18 protein-coding genes are annotated in these 17565 nt (G+C 72.3%); 16 read left to right on the top strand and 2 right to left on the bottom strand.

The features are described 5' to 3' along the window. Window position 1: 1 nt before the first annotated feature. Window positions 2–493, bottom strand: a complete 492-nt coding sequence (locus tag M1L56_RS13210; RefSeq protein ID WP_248599583.1) for a DUF4395 domain-containing protein — start codon at window positions 491–493, stop codon at window positions 2–4. After that, entirely contained in the window at window positions 474–935 is a 462-nt protein-coding gene (locus M1L56_RS13205) for a thioredoxin family protein (protein WP_248599582.1), read from the bottom strand. Before M1L56_RS13205 ends, M1L56_RS13210 begins: the two co-directional genes overlap by 20 nt. Before the next feature lie 134 nt (window positions 936–1069). On the opposite strand from M1L56_RS13205, the gene M1L56_RS13200 reads away from it, so the two are divergent. The 16 genes from M1L56_RS13200 to dapF all read left to right on the top strand — a co-directional run bounded on the left by M1L56_RS13200 (window position 1070) and on the right by dapF (window position 17523). Beyond that, on the top strand, window positions 1070–1879 hold the full coding sequence (locus M1L56_RS13200) for a thymidylate synthase (RefSeq protein ID WP_248599581.1): 810 nt from the start codon (window positions 1070–1072) through the stop codon (window positions 1877–1879). After that, the gene (locus M1L56_RS13195) at window positions 1876–2412 is read left to right on the top strand and encodes a dihydrofolate reductase (protein ID WP_248599580.1); all 537 of its coding nucleotides are present in this window, start codon (window positions 1876–1878) and stop codon (window positions 2410–2412) included. Before M1L56_RS13200 ends, M1L56_RS13195 begins: the two co-directional genes overlap by 4 nt. A 237-nt stretch (window positions 2413–2649) precedes the next feature. Then, window positions 2650–3606, top strand: a complete 957-nt coding sequence (locus M1L56_RS16135) for an endonuclease domain-containing protein (RefSeq protein WP_248599579.1) — start codon at window positions 2650–2652, stop codon at window positions 3604–3606. Window positions 3607–3616: 10 nt separating this feature from the next. After that, window positions 3617–4591, top strand: a complete 975-nt coding sequence (gene dapA, locus M1L56_RS13185; RefSeq protein ID WP_082847209.1) for a 4-hydroxy-tetrahydrodipicolinate synthase — start codon at window positions 3617–3619, stop codon at window positions 4589–4591. A gap of 102 nt (window positions 4592–4693) precedes the next feature. Continuing rightward, complete coding sequence (locus M1L56_RS13180) at window positions 4694–6370, top strand: ribonuclease J (RefSeq protein ID WP_248599578.1); 1677 nt, start codon at window positions 4694–4696, stop codon at window positions 6368–6370. 82 nt (window positions 6371–6452) lie between these two features. Next, window positions 6453–6944 carry a GNAT family N-acetyltransferase gene (locus tag M1L56_RS13175; RefSeq protein ID WP_248599577.1) on the top strand — a complete coding sequence of 164 codons (492 nt, stop codon included), beginning with the start codon at window positions 6453–6455 and terminating at the stop codon, window positions 6942–6944. A gap of 97 nt (window positions 6945–7041) precedes the next feature. Next, window positions 7042–9948 (top strand): DNA translocase FtsK, encoded by a 2907-nt coding sequence (locus tag M1L56_RS13170; protein ID WP_248599576.1) that lies wholly within the window; start codon window positions 7042–7044, stop codon window positions 9946–9948. A gap of 54 nt (window positions 9949–10002) precedes the next feature. Next, window positions 10003–10605 (top strand): CDP-diacylglycerol--glycerol-3-phosphate 3-phosphatidyltransferase, encoded by a 603-nt coding sequence (gene pgsA / locus M1L56_RS13165; RefSeq protein WP_248599575.1) that lies wholly within the window; start codon window positions 10003–10005, stop codon window positions 10603–10605. Then, window positions 10602–11141: a CinA family protein gene (locus tag M1L56_RS13160; RefSeq protein WP_248599574.1), complete on the top strand. Its 540-nt coding sequence runs from the start codon at window positions 10602–10604 to the stop codon at window positions 11139–11141. The genes pgsA and M1L56_RS13160 overlap by 4 nt, the downstream gene beginning before the upstream one ends. 145 nt (window positions 11142–11286) lie before the next feature. Continuing rightward, window positions 11287–11601, top strand: a complete 315-nt coding sequence (locus M1L56_RS13155) for a helix-turn-helix domain-containing protein (protein WP_067949248.1) — start codon at window positions 11287–11289, stop codon at window positions 11599–11601. Window positions 11602–11674: 73 nt separating this feature from the next. Then, a complete protein-coding gene (locus tag M1L56_RS13150; RefSeq protein WP_067949246.1) occupies window positions 11675–11905 on the top strand; it encodes a DUF3046 domain-containing protein in 231 nt (76 codons plus the stop codon). 260 nt (window positions 11906–12165) lie between these two features. Beyond that, a complete protein-coding gene (gene recA, locus M1L56_RS13145) occupies window positions 12166–13236 on the top strand; it encodes a recombinase RecA (RefSeq protein ID WP_067949300.1) in 1071 nt (356 codons plus the stop codon). A gap of 17 nt (window positions 13237–13253) precedes the next feature. Further along, window positions 13254–14009 carry a regulatory protein RecX gene (locus M1L56_RS13140; RefSeq protein ID WP_248599573.1) on the top strand — a complete coding sequence of 252 codons (756 nt, stop codon included), beginning with the start codon at window positions 13254–13256 and terminating at the stop codon, window positions 14007–14009. A 22-nt stretch (window positions 14010–14031) separates the two neighbouring features. Continuing rightward, entirely contained in the window at window positions 14032–15633 is a 1602-nt protein-coding gene (gene miaB / locus M1L56_RS13135) for a tRNA (N6-isopentenyl adenosine(37)-C2)-methylthiotransferase MiaB (protein ID WP_248599572.1), read from the top strand. A gap of 1 nt (window position 15634) precedes the next feature. After that, window positions 15635–16555, top strand: coding sequence for a tRNA (adenosine(37)-N6)-dimethylallyltransferase MiaA (gene miaA / locus M1L56_RS13130; RefSeq protein ID WP_248599571.1), 921 nt, complete (start codon window positions 15635–15637; stop codon window positions 16553–16555). Between the two features lie 83 nt (window positions 16556–16638). Further along, on the top strand, window positions 16639–17523 hold the full coding sequence (gene dapF, locus M1L56_RS13125) for a diaminopimelate epimerase (protein WP_248599570.1): 885 nt from the start codon (window positions 16639–16641) through the stop codon (window positions 17521–17523). Window positions 17524–17565: the final 42 nt, after the last annotated feature.

Genomic DNA, 17565 nt, shown 5'->3' with positions numbered 1-17565 from the left:
GTCACGCGTGACGGATGACGCGGGCCCGGACGAGCAGCAGGTACACCTGGCATCCGAGGCAGTAGGCGAACGCGGCATTGAGGAACGCGGCGAGGAACGCGACGGCGGCGGCCACCGGCACGGCGAGCGGCAGCCCGGCGAGGCCGAGCACGACGCCGGTCCCGGTGACGATGAGGCCGATGAGCTGCGCGAAGGTGGGCGGACGCGGATCCTCGAGCTCGTCCGGCGGGTCGAGGCGCGGCCGGACCGCGGCGCGGAACAGGAGTCCGAACGGATGCCGCGCCACCCCGGCGATCGCACCCCACGCGAACAGCAGCGCGATCGCGGCGAGGAGCGCGAGCGCGGCGGCATCCGCACCGCCGAAGCCGAGCACCGCGGTCACGAGCAGCAGCACCGCCGTGAGCGCCGCGGCGAACCGGGGACCGCGAGGGTCGATGCCGCGGGGCGGAGCCGCCGGGCCGTCGGTCGGCGAGTCAGGCGCGCTGGGGGACACGGTTCCTCCGGGTGAGGTCGTCGATGAGGGTGCGGAGCTCGCCGGTCCGCGGCACGCCCGCGATGCGCCCGGCGAGCCGTCCGGCCGCGTCGAGCACGAGGACGGTGGGGGTCTGCCGGACGTCGAAGCGGTCCGCGAGCGCGGCGTCGTCGGTGAGGTCGATCTCGACGTGGCGCACGTCGGCGTCGTGCGCGTCGGCGAGGTCGCCGAGCGCCCGCGCGGTGCCGGGGCACCGGCTGCAGTACGCCGTCGAGAACTGCACGAGCGTCGCATCGGTTCCGAGGACGTCGGGCGCGAGGCCGAGCGCCTCCGCCGCACCCGAGGCGCCCGGCGTGCTCGAACCCGCCCGGAGGCGGCCGTCGCGCGACCGGACGACCAGCCCGATGAGCGTCGCGAGGGCGGGCAGGCCGATCCCGGCGACGAGGGCGGGCACGAGATCCATGCGCAGGATCGTACGCGCGCGCGGCTCGGAGGACCCTGCGTGTGACGCCGGGTGACGGGGCCCCGCGAGGCGGACCGTCGCGGAGTCGCCGCGTCGCGGCATCCGCTCGCCCGACCGGGCGTAGCCTTGACGCCGTGGCCAGCGCGATCCCGACTCCGTACGAAGACCTGCTCCGCGACGTGCTCGAGCACGGCACGCCGAAATCCGACCGGACCGGCACGGGCACCCGCAGCGTGTTCGGCCGGCAGATCCGGTTCGACCTCGCCCAGGGCTTCCCGCTCATCACCACCAAGCGCGTGCACTTCAAGTCGATCGCCTACGAGCTGCTCTGGTTCCTGCGCGGCGACTCGAACGTGCGGTGGCTGCAGGAGCACGGCGTCACGATCTGGGACGAATGGGCGGATGCCGCGGGCGAGCTCGGCCCCGTCTACGGCGTGCAGTGGCGCTCGTGGCCGACGCCGTCGGGCGAGCACGTCGACCAGATCGCCCAGGTGATCGAGCAGATCCGCACGAATCCCGACTCGCGCCGCCTCATCGTGTCGGCGTGGAACCCCGCCGACATCCCCGACATGGCGCTCGCGCCGTGCCATGCGCTGTTCCAGTTCCACGTCGCCGACGGGCGCCTGTCGTGCCAGCTGTACCAGCGCAGCGCCGACCTGTTCCTCGGGGTGCCGTTCAACATCGCCTCGTACGCGCTGCTCACGCACATGGTCGCGCAGCAGGCCGGGCTCGAGGTCGGCGACTTCGTCTGGACGGGCGGCGACTGCCACATCTACGACAACCACGTCGACCAGGTGCGCGAGCAGCTCTCCCGCGACCCGTACCCGTACCCGACGCTGCGCCTCGCGCGCCGCCCCGAGTCGATCGACGACTACCGGTTCGAGGACTTCGAGGTGCTCGGCTACGAGCACCACCCCGCCATCCGCGCGGCCGTCGCCGTATGAGCGCCACGCAATCGGATGCCGCGGACGAGGCACCCCGGATCGGACTGGTCTGGGCGGAGGCGCACGGGGGAGTGATCGGCGCGGGCGGCGGCATGCCGTGGCACGTGCCCGAGGACCTGGCGCACTTCAAGCGCACCACCGTCGGCGCACCCGTGCTGATGGGCCGGCGCACCTGGGACTCGCTGCCGCCGCGCTTCCGGCCCCTGCCGGGACGGGCCAACATCGTGGTCACCCGGCAGGCCGACTGGCATGCCGACGGCGCCGTGCGCGCGGCATCCGTCGACGAGGCGCTCGCGCTCGCGGCATCCGACGCCGACGAGTGGATCTGGGTCATCGGCGGGGCCGAGCTGTTCGCCGCCACGATGGACCTCGCCGACCGCCTCGTGGTCACCGAGCTCGACCTCGACGTCGACGGCGACACCGTCGCGCCCGAGCGCGGGCCCGAGTGGCGCGTCGTCGCCGCCGACCCGGCCGACGGATGGCGCACCTCGACGAGCGGCATCCGCTATCGCTTCCTCACCTACGAGCGCTGACCCGCCGCACGTCACCGCGCGCGCTGAAGGAGAACCCGGTCGACACGCCGCCGGCGTGACGGCGCGCCGCCCCGGATCTCCTTCGCTGCGCACCGCCCACCCGTCCTCCACATCCCGCCGTCCGACGCTCGCGCGGCCGGCTCCGCCCTCGGCCGGTGGCGCGATGTGCTGGCGCGCCACACTCGGCACGTGCCACCGTCATGTCCGACTCAGCGTGCCTGCGACGATCTCGGCGGCGTGGCGCGCACGTCCGACGTCCTGCGACGCGCAGGCGCCACCCGACGAGACCTCGACCGTGCCTTGCGCGACGGCCGGCTGGTCAGGCTGAGAACCGGGTGGGTCGCGCTCCCCGGCGTCCCGGCGGCGATCGCGACGGCCGTCGCGCACGGCGGCGCGCTCGGGTGCGTCTCGCGCCTGCAGCTCGACGGGTTGTGGTTGCTCGCCGAGCACCCGCGGGTGCACGTGGCCATGCGCCCGAACGGCCGCGCTCACACGCACAGGTCCTGCGCGTGCGTCGCCCACTGGCACGACGTGCCGCATCGGGCAGGTCGGGTGTCGCTCGTCGACGCGTTGACCCAAGCACTCGGATGCCTCGGGGCCGAGGAGTTCTTCGTCGCACTCGAGTCGGCGATGCGGAAGCGGCTCCTCACCGCGCGGTGCCTCGCAACGCTGCGGGCCGGCATGCCGGTCGACCGCCGATGGCTGGTCGACTTCGCCCGGTGGGACGCGGACAGCGGCCTCGAGTCCCTCCTCCGCCTCCGCCTGCGGCGCCACGGCATCGAGCTCGCGTCGCAGGTGCGCGTGCCGGGCGTGGGCATCGTCGACTTCGTGCTCGGCGACCGGCTCATCCTCGAGCTCGACGGGAAGCGGAACCACGACGGGGCGAGCCTGCGGCACAAGGACCTGGTGCGTGATGCGGTGGCGGCATCCCACGGATTCGACACCCTCCGGTTCGACTACGCGATGCTGGTGCACGAATGGGACCTCGTGGAGGCCGCGATCCTCGCCAAGCTCGATCATCGCCTCCACCTTCGCCCCCGGCCAGCCCGTCGGCGGCGCAAGGTGGAGGAGATGTCGAGCGGCGCGCCGAGCGGCGACGGCGCGCCGCGCGACATCTCCTTCGTTGTGCACGACGCCGCCGCCGCACGCGGTGGGCACGGCGCCGAATCGGCCCGGCGGGGCCGCACCCGATAGCCTGTAGGGCGTGACTGCAGAGAACCCGTTCGGCCAGGTGCTCGTCGCGCTCGTCACGCCCATGACGGCGGACGGCGAGGTCGATTGGCCCGCCGTCGAGAAGCACATCGACGACGTGATCGTCGCCGGCGCCGACGGCATCGTGGTCACCGGCACCACGGGCGAGACGTCGACGCTCACCGACCCCGAGAAGATCCGCCTCGTCGAGGTCGGGAAGGACGTGGCCGGCGGCCGCGCGAAGATCATAACGGGCGGCGGCTCGAATGAGACCGCGCACGCCATCGAGCTCTACAAGAAGAGCGAGGCGGTCGGCGCCGACGGCATCATGATCGTCACGCCGTACTACAACAAGCCGACCCAGGCCGGCATCCTGACCCACTTCCGGCTCGTCGCCGACGCGACCGACCTGCCGGTCATCCTGTACGACATCCCGGGCCGCACGGGCGTGCCCATCAAGTACGAGACCATCCTGCGCCTGGCCAAGCACCCGAACATCCTCGCCGTGAAGGACGCCAAGGGCGACTTCAGCGAGGTGAGCCGCGTGCTGAACCAGACCGACCTCATGTACTTCTCGGGCGATGACGCGAACGTGCTGCCGCATCTCGCGATCGGCGCCACGGGACTGATCGGCGTGACTGCGAACATCGCGCCCGCGCCGTACCGCACCATCGTCGACGCCGTGAACCGCGGCGACCTGAAGACCGCGACCGCCGAGCACCAGCGGCTCGAGCCGCTCGTGCGGGCCGTCATGACGCACGTGCCCGGCACGGTCGCGGCGAAGTACATCCTGCACGGCCTCGGCCGCATCGGCAGCCCGCGCGTGCGCCTGCCGCTCGTCGGTCCCGAGGAGTGGGAGGCCGCGCTCATCGAGGACGAGATCGACCTCGTGCAGGGCATCCCCGGCGTCGACTTCCACAACTTCCGTCCCGACCGCAACGCCGCCGCCGGCGGCGCACTGCCGAAGGTGGCGGGCACCACGCGCTGACGACGGCGCCGGCACGACGCGTCCGAGCGCGCCGTCCGCCCCGAGACATCCGCGGCCCCGAGGGTCGCACCGAACTGAACACCGTGAACGTGAGGAGGGCACATGCCCGACGAAGTCATCGACCCCGCACCGCTCGACCCCGGGACGCTCCGCGTCATCCCGATCGGCGGCCTCGGCGAGGTCGGCCGCAACATGACGCTCTTCGAGATCGACGGCAAGCTGCTGATCGTCGACTGCGGCGTGCTCTTCCCCGAGGAGCACCAGCCGGGCGTCGACCTGATCCTGCCCGACTTCGGGTTCCTGCGCGACCGCCTCGACGACGTCGTCGCCGTCGTGCTCACGCACGGCCACGAGGACCACATCGGGGCCGTGCCGTACCTGCTGAAGCTCCGCGCCGACATCCCGCTCGTGGGCTCGCAGCTCACGCTCGCGCTGGTGGAGGCGAAGCTCAAGGAGCACCGCATCCAGCCGTACAGCCTCACGGTGAAGGAGGGGCAGCGCGAGAAGCTCGGGCCGTTCGACCTCGAGTTCATCGCCGTGAACCACTCGATCCCCGACGCGCTCGCCGTCGCCCTCCGAACGGATGCCGGACTGGTGCTCGCCACGGGCGACTTCAAGATGGACCAGCTGCCCCTCGACGGCCGGCTCACCGACCTGCGCGAGTTCGCGCGCCTCGGCGAGGAGGGCGTCGACCTGTTCATGGTCGACTCGACCAACGCCGACGTGCCGGGCTTCACGCCGCTCGAGCGGGCGATCGGACCGGTGCTCGACGAGGTGATCGCGCGCTCGCCGCGTCGCGTCATCGTCGCGAGCTTCTCGAGCCACGTGCACCGCGTGCAGCAGGTGCTCCACGCGGCGCACCAGAACGGTCGGCGCGTGGCGCTGCTCGGCCGCTCGATGGTGCGCAACATGACGATCGCCGCCGAGCTCGGCTACCTCGACGTGCCGCCGGGCGTCCTCGTCGACTACAAGAAGGCCGGCGACATCCCCGACGACCGCATCGTCTACATGTCGACGGGGTCTCAGGGCGAGCCCATGGCCGTGCTCTCGCGCATGGCGAACCGCGATCACCAGATCGAGGTGGGGGAGGGCGACACGGTCATCCTCGCGTCGAGCCTCATCCCCGGCAACGAGAACGCCGTGTACCGCGTGATCGACGGACTCACCAAGCTCGGCGCCAACGTCGTGCACAAGGGCAACGCGAAGGTGCACGTCTCCGGGCACGCCGCGGCGGGCGAGCTGCTGTACTGCTACAACATCCTGCAGCCGCGCAACGTCGTGCCGATCCACGGCGAGTACCGGCACCTCGTGGCGAACGCGCGCCTCGCGCAGGACACGGGCATCCCCGCCGAGCGCACGTTCCTCGGCGAGAACGGCACGGTGTTCGACCTGCGCGACGGTCGCGTCACCGTGGCGGGCCAGCTCGACCTGGGCTTCGTCTACGTCGACGGCTCGACGGTCGGCGAGATCACGGACGCCGACCTGAAGGACCGCCGCATCCTCTCGGAGGAGGGCTTCATCTCGGTCATCATCGTGGTCGACGCCAACACCGGCAAGGTCATCGTCGGCCCCGAGATCCACGCGCGCGGCTTCGCCGAGGACGACGCGGTGTTCGAGGACGTCAAGCCGAAGATCGTGGCCGCGCTGGCGGATGCCGCCCACCACGGCGTGCGCGATCCGCGCGCCCTGCAGCAGACCGTCCGCCGCACGCTCGGCAGCTGGGTGAACCGGCGCCTGCGCCGTCGGCCCATGCTCGTGCCGCTCGTCATCGAGGCGTAGCCCGTTCGTCGACGACGAGCGGATGCCGCGGCATCCGCTCGCCCGAAACACCGCCGTAACACCCCGAGCGTACCCTCCGCGCATGGCGGAGTTCACGATCCGGCCCGCCGCGCCGGCCGACGGCGGGTTCCTCGCCGACATGGTCGTCGAGGCGGCGAACTGGCGCGCGAGCGCGAGCCGGCCGCGTCCCGTCGTGCTGGCCGATGCGCGGCATGCCGCGTACGTGTCGGGTTGGCAGCGTCCGGCCGACCGCGGGGTCGTCGCGGTCGACGCCGACGACCGGCCCGTCGGCGCGGCCTGGTACCGCCTGTTCGGCGCGGACCGGCCCTCGATGGGCTTCGTCGCGGCCGGTGTGCCGGAGCTGGTCATCGGCGTGCGCCCGATGTGGCGCGCGCAGGGCGTGGGGCGGGCGCTGCTGCGCGCCCTCGCCGACGACGCCCGCACCGACGGGTACGCCCGGCTGGCGCTCAGCGTCGATCACGACAACTTCGCCCGTGACCTCTACCGGTCGGAGGGGTTCGCCGTCGTGGCCGCCGACGCCGGACGGGTGACGATGGTGCGCCGACTGCGCTGAGCATCGGCCGCCGTCCGTCGCGCGGGTGCGCGCCGCTCCGGGCGACACTCGACCGGCCTGCCGGGCCGCGTCGGCGGCGGGCCGTAACGTGGAATGCATGGCTACGAGCACCAAGTCGAACGGGCGCGCCTCGGGCGCGTCCGGCCGCGGCTCGTCGACGCGCACCGCGCCCACCAAGAAGCTGCCGGCGCAGCGGTCGTCGACGCGCACGACGCGGACCGCGACGCCCGCCGCCGAGCAGCCAGGGCTGCTGGTGCGGGCCTGGATGGGTCTCGCCCACCTCACGGGCGCCGCGGCGAGGGCGCTCGGCCCCGAGACCCTCGCCCGCGAGGAGCGGCGCGACGGCCTCCCGTTCTTCCTGGTGCTCCTCGCGATCGCGGGTGCGGTCGTCGAGTGGTTCCTCATCAACGACCCGGTCGCTCGCACGCTCGACGCCTACACCTTCGGCGGCCTGTTCGGTCGCGTGGCGTTCGCGCTGCCCGTGATCATGCTCATGTTCGCCGTGTGGCTGTTCCGCCACCCGAGTTCGGTGCACGACAACACGCGCATCGGCATCGGGCTCGGCATGCTCCTCATCACGGTGTCGGGGCTCTGCCACCTGCTGGGCGGTCGACCCTCCCCGAGCGCGGGCATGCCCGAGCTCGCGACCGCCGGCGGCATCCTCGGCTGGATGCTCGCGCAGCCGCTCATCTTCCTCATCACCGACGTCGGCGCGGGCATCGTGCTGGCGGCGCTCGGCGTGCTGTCGCTGCTCATCCTCACCAAGACCCCGCCGAACCGCATCCCGCAGCGGTTCCGGCAGCTCTACGAGTGGCTCTTCGGCGCGACCGAGCACGGCGAGGCCGAGTCCGCGACGGCCGAGGTCGCCGAGAAGCCCAAGCGGCGGTCGAAGAAGGACCGCGCCGAGCAGGTCGAGCTCGACGGACTCGACGGCGACGACGACGAGCAGCCCGGCGGCGGGCTGCTGCCGTGGTGGCGCCGCAACTCCTCCAACCGAGAAGAGGATCCGGAGTTCGGCGGCGGCGGCGTGGAGGCGCTGACCGACGTCTTCGGCGAGGGGTCGGCGGCCGGCAGCTTCGACTCGCCGCTCGAGGGCGAGCGGGAGACCTCCGACGCCTACGGTGCGGGCGTGCTCGACGACCTCGAGCGCGCCGAGTCCGCGCTCCAGCGGTTCACGGGCGAGGTGCCGCACGGCGGCACGGGCCTCCGCGGCGACGACGCGGGGGCGACGCAGGCGATCGTCGGGCTCGAACCGGCGGTGGCGGCCGGGGTCGTGTCCGTCGGCGGCGACGGGGCGGGCCAAGCGGATGCTGCGGCATCCGTCGACGCACCGCCCGCCATCGAACCCGACCGTCCCTACCACCTGCCGGCCGCCTCGACGCTCGCCGCCGGTGCGCCCGCCAAGACCCGTTCGGCGGTGAACGACGAGGTCGTCCGGCAGATCACCGGCGTGCTCGAGCAGTTCGGTGTCGATGCGAAGGTCACCGGGTTCTCGCGGGGCCCGACCGTCACGCAGTACGAGATCGAGCTCGGGCCGGGCGTCAAGGTGGAGCGCGTGACCGCGCTGTCCAAGAACCTCGCGTACGCGGTCGCGTCGAACGAGGTGCGGATCCTCTCGCCGATCCCGGGGAAGTCGGCGATCGGCGTCGAGATCCCGAATGCCGACCGCGAGACGGTCACGCTCGGCGACGTGCTCCGGTCGGGCGCCGCCGTGAACGCGAAGCACCCGATGACGATCGGCGTCGGCAAGGACGTGGGCGGCGGCTACGTCGTGGCGAACCTCGCGAAGATGCCGCACCTGCTCGTGGCCGGTTCCACCGGCTCCGGCAAGTCGAGCTTCGTGAACTCGATGATCACCAGTCTGCTGATGCGGGCCAAGCCCTCCGAGGTGCGGATGGTGCTCATCGACCCGAAGCGCGTCGAGCTTGCGCCGTACGCCGGCGTGCCGCACCTGATCACCCCGATCATCACGAACCCCAAGAAGGCCGCCGAGGCGCTCCAGTGGGTCGTGAAGGAGATGGACATGCGGTACGACGACCTCGCGTCGTTCGGGTTCCGCCACATCGACGACTTCAACAAGGCCGTGGTGAACGACGAGATCGTGCTCCCCGCCGGGTCGGAGCGCAAGCTCAAGCCGTATCCGTACCTGCTCGTCGTGGTCGACGAGCTCGCCGATCTGATGATGGTCGCCCCGCGCGACGTCGAGGACTCGATCGTGCGCATCACCCAGCTCGCGCGCGCGTCGGGCATCCACCTGGTGCTCGCGACGCAGCGGCCCTCGGTCGACGTGGTCACGGGCCTCATCAAGGCGAACGTGCCCTCACGCCTCGCGTTCGCGGTGACGAGCGTGACCGACTCGCGCGTCATCCTCGACCAGCCCGGGGCCGACAAGCTCATCGGCCAGGGCGACGCGCTGTTCCTGCCCATGGGGGCGTCGAAGTCGATCCGCGTGCAGGGCGCCTGGGTGACCGAGACCGAGATCGACCGGGTGGTCAAGCACGTCACCCGCCAGGCGCGGCCGGAGTACCGCAACGACGTCGCCGCTGCGGTCGAGAAGAAGGAGATCGACTCCGACATCGGCGACGACCTCGAGCTGCTGCTCGCCGCGGCCGAACTCGTGGTCTCCACCCAGTTCGGTTCGACCTCGATGCTCCAGCGCAAGCTGCGTGTCGGCTTCGCCAAGGCCGGCCGGCTCATGGACCTGCTGGAGTCACGCGAGATCGTCGGGCCGTCCGAGGGCTCGAAGGCGCGTGACGTGCTCGTCACGCCGGAGCAGCTGCCCGGGGTGCTGGCGAAGCTCCGCGGCGAGGAGCCCGCCACCCCGGCGGCTCCGCCGGCGCCGCCGGTCGCGGCACCGGGCGCAGTGCCCGGAGCGTCCGCACCCGCCGCGCCGCCGGCGGAGGACGACCGCTACGACGACCCCGTGGGTCGCGCGACCGACGGTCTCGAAGAGGTCGAGGGCGGATCCGACGAGGACGCGTGGGGGCTCACCGGCCGTGACTGAGTCACGGGCCGGAGGGCCCGAGGCGGAGGGCGACCGCCGCACTAGGCTGTGGCCATGACCTCACCGGCCGCACCCGCACGCTCGGCGAACTGGAACCTGCCGAACGCGATCACGGTGGTCCGGATCGTGATGGCGCCGGTGTTCTTCTGGCTGCTCCTGGCCGACGCGGGGGCCGACGGGCCGATGCGCTGGTGGGCGGCCGCGATCTTCGTCGTGGCCATCTCGACCGACTGGGTCGACGGCTGGCTCGCACGCCGCAACGGCCTCGTGACCGACCTCGGCAAGATCCTCGACCCCATCGCCGACAAGCTCCTCACGAGCGGAGCGCTCGTGTGCCTGTCCATCCTCGGCGAGCTGCCGTGGTGGATCACGCTCGTGATCATCGTGCGCGAGGTCGGCATCACCGTGTGGCGCCTCGTCGAGCTGCGTCGCGGAACGGTCGTCCCCGCCTCCTCGGGCGGGAAGCTGAAGACGCTCACCCAGGCCATCGCGATCTCGCTGTTCCTGACTCCGCTCTGGACGCTCGTGGGCGACTGGATCGTCTGGGTCAACTGGACCTTCATGATCCTCGCGCTGGTGCTCACCGTGTGGTCGGGGCTCCTCTACGTGCGCGACGCGTTCCGGCTCGCCCGCGAGCACCGGGCCGAGGCACGGTGACCGGGCCGGCCGAGGCGGGTCCCGAGGCGCCGGCGACGGATGCCACGGAGCTCATCACCCGGCTCGTGGCATCCGGCCGCACCGTCGCCTGTGCCGAGTCGCTCACGGGCGGCCTGCTCGCGGCGACGCTCGTGGACGTGCCGGGGGCATCGAACGCGTTCCTCGGCGGCATCGTCGCCTACGCCACGGAACTCAAGCGCGCCCTCGTGGACGTGGACGCCCACCTGCTCGAGGAGCGCGGACCCGTGGACCCCGAGGTGGCCGAGCAGCTCGCCGACCACGTGCGCACGCTCTGCGCGGTGGACGGTCGGCCCGCCGACCTGGGGATCGGCACGACCGGCGTCGCCGGCCCGGACCCGCAGGACGGCCATGCGCCGGGCACGGTGTTCGTCGGGATCGCGTCGCCCCGCGGCATCCGCTCGGTGCGCCTGACCCTCGCCGGCGACCGTGCGGACGTGAGACGTTCGACGGTGGCCCGCGCCCTCGCCGAAGCGCTCGCGGAGCTCGACGAGATCGGTGCCCGAGCCGCGGAATAGCGGACGTGAACAGCCTGTTACAGCAGTCAGGTTCACAAGAAAAGTCCAGTGTGCGACGCTAGGCTCGGTACATCGGGAAGAGGCGCTAGACTGACCTCCCCGCACCGGCCCGCGAGGGCCGCAGGCATTTGAGAGGGAGGTTCCGATGGTTCTGGTTCGACAGGAGATCGGCGACGTGCTGAGGGACTTCCGCCTGCAGAAGGGCCGCACCCTCCGTCAGGTCGCCAGCAAGGCGAGCGTTGCGCTCGGGTACCTCAGCGAGGTCGAGCGCGGGCAGAAGGAGGCCTCGAGCGAGATCCTCGCCTCGGTGGCCGAGGCGCTCGACACGCCCATCTCGGTGATCATGCACGAGGTCGGCGACCGCATCGCGGTCCTCGAGGGGCTGAGCACCCCGTCGGTGCCCGACAGCCTGCCCGACGACCTCGTCGCCGAGTTCGACGCGGACATGATGGTCCGCTGACTCGCACGTCCATCCAAGCTCGATCATTGCGGCCGGTCCTCGGACCGGCCGCAGTCATGTCCGGAGGGGTCCAGTGAGGCGGAGCGAGTTCAACCTGGCCGTGGAGCAGGAATTCGGCGCGGGGTACGGGAGCGTCGTCGTGAACGACCTGGTGCTGCCCGAGGTCGGCGGCCGCACCGCGGCCGAGGCGCTGGATGCCGGCGCGGCGCCGCGCGACGTGTGGCTCGCGCTGTGCCGCGCCACGGATGTGCCGGAGTCCCGGTGGTACGGCGCCGGCCGCCCCGTGCCCGGAGACCGTCGCTGAGCACCCCGAAGACGCGTTCGACACGCCGTGCGCGGCGTCGAACATCCGTTCGGATGTCGCGCTAGGCTCCTGCAGAACGGGAGGGATGTCGCATCCATCCACATCGGGCGCCGGTCGGGTGCCGGATGTCGGTGGCCGGCCATACGGTCGAAGCGTCGGAACACACCGCCAACGCCTTGTCGCGAGACGTGCCGGGTCACGGCCCGGCACGCGGACCGACAGCCTAGAGGCAGCCGCAACGACCCATGAAGGAGCACCCGATGCCATCCCCTGCAGACCGCGAGAAGGCCCTCGAGACCGCACTCGCCCAGATCGACCGACAGTTCGGCAAGGGCTCGGTGATGCGCCTCGGGAGCGAGGAGCGCGCGCCGGTCGAGGTCATCCCCACCGGCTCGATCGCGCTCGACGTGGCGCTCGGCGTCGGTGGCCTGCCGCGCGGTCGCATCATCGAGATCTACGGTCCCGAGTCCTCCGGTAAGACCACGCTGACCCTCCACGCGATCGCCAACGTGCAGCGCGCGGGCGGCATCGCCGCGTTCATCGACGCGGAGCACGCACTCGACCCCGAGTACGCCAAGAAGCTCGGCGTCGACATCGACTCGCTCCTCGTCTCGCAGCCCGACACGGGTGAGCAGGCGCTCGAGATCGCCGACATGCTGATCCGCTCGGGCTCCATCGACCTCGTCGTGATCGACTCCGTCGCCGCGCTCGTGCCCCGGGCCGAGATCGAGGGCGAGATGGGCGACTCGCACGTCGGCCTCCAGGCACGGCTCATGTCGCAGGCGCTCCGCAAGCTGACCGGTGGCCTGAACCAGACCAAGACCACGGCGATCTTCATCAACCAGCTCCGCGAGAAGATCGGCGTGTTCTTCGGCAGCCCCGAGACGACCGCGGGTGGAAAGGCGCTGAAGTTCTACGCGTCCGTGCGACTCGACATCCGTCGTATCGAGACCCTGAAGGACGGCACCGAGGCGGTCGGCAACCGGACCCGCGTGAAGGTCGTGAAGAACAAGATGGCCCCGCCGTTCAAGCAGGCCGAGTTCGACATCCTCTACGGCGTCGGCATCTCCCGTGAGGGCAGCCTGATCGATTACGGCGTCGACCAGGCCATCGTCAAGAAGTCGGGCGCGTGGTACACGTACGACGGCGACCAGCTCGGCCAGGGCAAGGAGAACGCGCGCAACTTCCTCCTCCAGAACCCGGACATCGCGGCCGACATCGAGCGCAAGATCCTCGCCAAGCTCGGCATCGGGCAGGCCGCGGGCGGCGCAGCGCCGGTGGCGCCGGTGGCCAACGTCGAGTCGATCGCGTCCAAGCGCAAGGGCGCCTGAGTCCGAGTCCGGGTCGCATGGGCGAGCAACGGAACGAGGGGCTGGCGCCGGTCACGTACCTTCCGTGGGCCGTGCCGTCGTCGGGTGAACCCGACGGCGGCAGGGCCGCGCCCGATCGCGCCGCCGAGGCGGAGGAGCGAGTCGAGCCGGCGGCGGCCCGCATGAGTCCGCGGCATCCGGCCGGGCGCGGTCGCTCGGGTCGAGCGTCGAACGACGAGTCGCGCCCGGTCGAACGCGGCGGGGGCCGCAAGGCCCGGGGTCTGGCCGTCGTGGGCGACGCCGCGCCACCCGAGACCGGGATCGAGCGCGATGAGCGCATCGATCGACTCATCGTGTCGCGCCTGCGCCGGGCCTCGCTGTCGATCGCGGAGGTCCGCGCCACCCTCGCCGAGCACGGTCTCGACGATCACGAGATCGAGGAGTGGATCGAACGCTACGTGCGGCTCGGGTACCTCGACGACCGACGCCTCGCCGAACAGCTGGTGCACAGCCACGGCGTGCGGCGAGGCCGGGGGAGCGGTGCGCTCCTCCACGAGCTCGGTCGGCGGGGCATCGACGGCGAGCTCGCACGCTCGGCGCTCGAGACGCTCGATCCCGACGTCGAGCTCGAGCACGCCACCCTCATCGCCGAGCGGCGCGCCCGCCAGCTCGCCGGACTGGATCCCGCGGTCGCGCACCGGCGGCTCACCGCCTTCCTCCTGCGACGCGGCTACGGAAGCGAGGTCGTCCGCGAGGCCGTGCGCGTGGCCCTCGACGGCGACGACGCGGGGTGACGGCTCGTAGACTGGTGCGATCATGAGCACCATCCACGAGGCGACGCACGCTGCCCACGGCGTGGTCGCGCCCGCCGCGCCGCGCACCTACGAGGTCCGCACCTACGGGTGCCAGATGAACGTGCACGACTCCGAGCGGTTGAGCGGTTCGCTCGAGGCCGCCGGGTACGTCCGCGCCGAGGGCGTCGAGCCGGATGTCGTGGTGATCAACACCTGCGCGGTGCGCGAGAACGCCGACAACAAGCTCTACGGCAACCTCGGGCACCTGGCCGGCGTGAAGCGCCGGCACGAGGGCATGCAGATCGCGGTCGGCGGATGCCTCGCGCAGAAGGACAAGAACGTCATCCTCGAGAAGGCGCCGTGGGTCGACGTGGTGTTCGGCACGCACAACATGGGTTCCCTGCCGAGCCTCCTCGAGCGAGCACGCCACAACGACGAGGCGCAGCTCGAGATCCTCGACGCGCTCGAGGTGTTCCCGTCGACGCTGCCCACCAAGCGCGACTCGACCTACTCCGGCTGGGTGTCGATCTCGGTCGGCTGCAACAACACGTGCACCTTCTGCATCGTCCCCGCCCTCCGCGGCAAGGAGAAGGACCGCCGCCCCGGCGACATCCTCGCCGAGATCCAGGCGCTCGTCGACGACGGCGCGATCGAGGTCACGCTGCTCGGGCAGAACGTGAACTCCTACGGCGTCGAGTTCGGCGACCGCCAGGCCTTCGGCAAGCTCCTCCGCGCCGCCGGCGGCATCGAGGGCCTCGAGCGCATCCGCTTCACGAGCCCGCACCCGGCCGCCTTCACCGACGACGTCATCGATGCGATGGCCGAGACGCCGAGCGTCATGCCGCAGCTGCACATGCCGCTCCAGTCCGGCTCCGACCGCATCCTCAAGGCCATGCGGCGCTCGTATCGGTCGGAGAAGTTCCTCGGGATCCTCGACCGCGTCCGGGCCCGGATCCCGAACGCCGCGATCTCGACCGACATCATCGTCGGCTTCCCCGGCGAGACCGAGGAGGACTTCCAGGAGACGCTCCGGGTCGTCGAGGCGGCCCGGTTCGCCTCCGCCTTCACCTTCCAGTACTCCATCCGCCCGGGAACCCCGGCGGCGACGATGGAGGACCAGGTGCCCAAGGAGGTCGTGCAGGAGCGCTACGACCGCCTCATCGCCCTGCAGGAGCAGATCTCGTGGCAGGAGAACCGCACGCTCGTCGGCACCGCGGTGGAGGTCCTCGTCTCGACCGGCGAGGGCAAGAAGGACGCCGAGACGCACCGCCTGAGCGGTCGTGCCGAAGACAGCCGGCTGGTGCACTTCGAGGTCCCCGCCGGTTCGGAGCAGCCGCGCCCGGGCGACGTCGTGTCCGTCACGATCACGCAGGCCGCGCCGTTCCACCTGCTCGCCGACTCCGTCGACGGCACCCCGCTGCGGATCCGGCGCACGCGCGCGGGCGACGCGTGGGATCGCGCCCAGGCCGAGAGCTGCGGCGTCCCCGCCGCGAGCGGCGGCGCGGCATCCGCCCCGGGCCGGGTCTCGCTCGGACTTCCGACGCTGCGCGTCGGTCCCGAGCCGCTGACCGCCCCCGGCGTCGGCACCATGCCGATCTACGACCCGACCGACGGCCAGCGCTGACGTGACCCTCATCGCGATCGTCGGCGCCACCGGCACCGGCAAGTCGCGCTTCGCGCTCGACGTGGCCCATGCCGTGGCCGATCGAGGCGGATTCGCCGAGGTCGTCAACGCCGACGCCATGCAGCTCTACCGCGGCATGGACATCGGCACCGCCAAGCTCGGCATCGACGAGCGCGAGGGCGTCCCGCACCACCTCCTCGACGTGCTCGAGGTCACCGACGAGGCCTCCGTCGCCGCCTACCAGCCCGCGGCCCGCGCCGCCGTCGACGACATCATCGCTCGCGGCGGCGTGGCCCTCCTCACGGGCGGCTCGGGGCTCTACGCCTCGAGCGTGATCCACGACCTGCGGTTCCCCGGCACGGATGCCGCGATCCGGGCGCGGCTGGAGCGCGAGCTCGACGAGGTCGGGCCGGGGCTGCTGCACCGTCGGCTCCGCGAGCTCGACGCCGAGACCGCGGCATCCGTGGACCCCCAGAACGGCCGCCGCATCGTGCGCGCCCTCGAGGTCATCGAGCTGACGGGCGAACCCAAGGCCGCGCGGCTTCCCGACGAGCCCGTGCCGTGGCGGCCGCACCGGATCGTGCACCTGCGCGCCGAGCGGGCGCGACTCGTGGAGCGCCTCGACGCGCGCGTGCTCGACATGTGGGCCGCGGGCCTCGTCGACGAGGTGCGGTCGCTGATCCCGCTCGGCCTCGAACGCGGGGTCACCGCGCGCAAGGCCATCGGCTACGCGCAGGCCCTGGCCGAGATCCACGGGCGGATGCCGCAGGCCGACGCGATCGCCGAGACGCAGGCGCTCACGCGCACGTACGCCCGCCGGCAGGTGGGCTGGTTCCGGCGCTACGCCGCGGCATCCGTCGTCGACGCCGACGACCGGGCGGCGGTCGCGGCCGAGGTGGCGCGGCAGGCGGCGGGCGACTGAGCCGCCTCCGGCCGGGGCGGTGGCGCACCGCACGCCTGGCGCGGTCGTCCGGAGCCGTCCCCGGGCGTCCCTAGACTGGTGCGATGGCGTTCGATCTCCGCTTCACCAAGGGCCACGGCACGGGAAACGACTTCGTGCTGTTCAGCGACCCCGAGGGCGAGACGGAACTCACGCGGACCCGCATCGCCGCCGTCTGCGATCGCCACTTCGGCGTCGGCGCCGACGGCATCATCCGCGCCGTGCGATCGGACCGCCTGCCCGACGGCGCGGCCGCCCTCGCCGAGGACCCGGCGGCGACGTGGTTCATGGACTACTGGAACGCCGACGGCAGCCCGTCGGAGATGTGCGGCAACGGCATCCGCGTCTTCACCCGCTACCTCGTCGACCAGGGCCTCGTCGAGCTCGGCCCCGACGAGTGGATCGCCATCGGCACCCGCGCCGGCGTGCGCCGGGTTCGGGCGCTCGGCAACGGCGGATTCGAGGCCGATCTCGGCACGTGGCGCCTCGACGGCGGCGAGCCGCTCGTCCGCGCCAAGAACCTGCCGGTGGCCCGCCCGGGCCTCGGCATCGACGTGGGCAACCCGCACGTCGTGGTGGCCCTCGCCGACGACAGCGAGCTCGACGGACTCGACCTGGCGTACCTGCCGATCCTCGAGCCGCAGCCGCAGGCCGGCGCGAACGTCGAGTTCGTCGTGCCCGCCGAGCCCCTCGTCGAGGGCGGTCGCGGCCGCATCCGGATGCGCGTCCACGAGCGCGGATCGGGCGAGACGCTCTCGTGCGGCACCGGCGCGGTCGCGTCGGCGCTCGCCGTGCGGCACTGGGCCGGGAGCGGTGCCCCTGACGAGTGGGTCGTGCAGGTGGCCGGCGGCGTGGTCGGCGTGCGCATGGCGGCCGAGGCCGACGGCGAGCACGTCCTGCTGGCCGGTCCGGCCGAACTCGTCTTCGACGGCGTGCTGAGCCTCGCCTGAACCGGGCGGATGCCGCGGCGGCTCGCCGCCCGTCCGCCCGAC

It is taken from the genome of Agromyces sp. C10 (assembly GCF_023217995.1).
GTDB lineage: Bacteria > Actinomycetota > Actinomycetes > Actinomycetales > Microbacteriaceae > Agromyces > Agromyces indicus.
The sequence above is the reverse complement of the archived record's forward strand: the minus strand, read 5'-3'. Positions and strand labels throughout refer to the sequence as shown.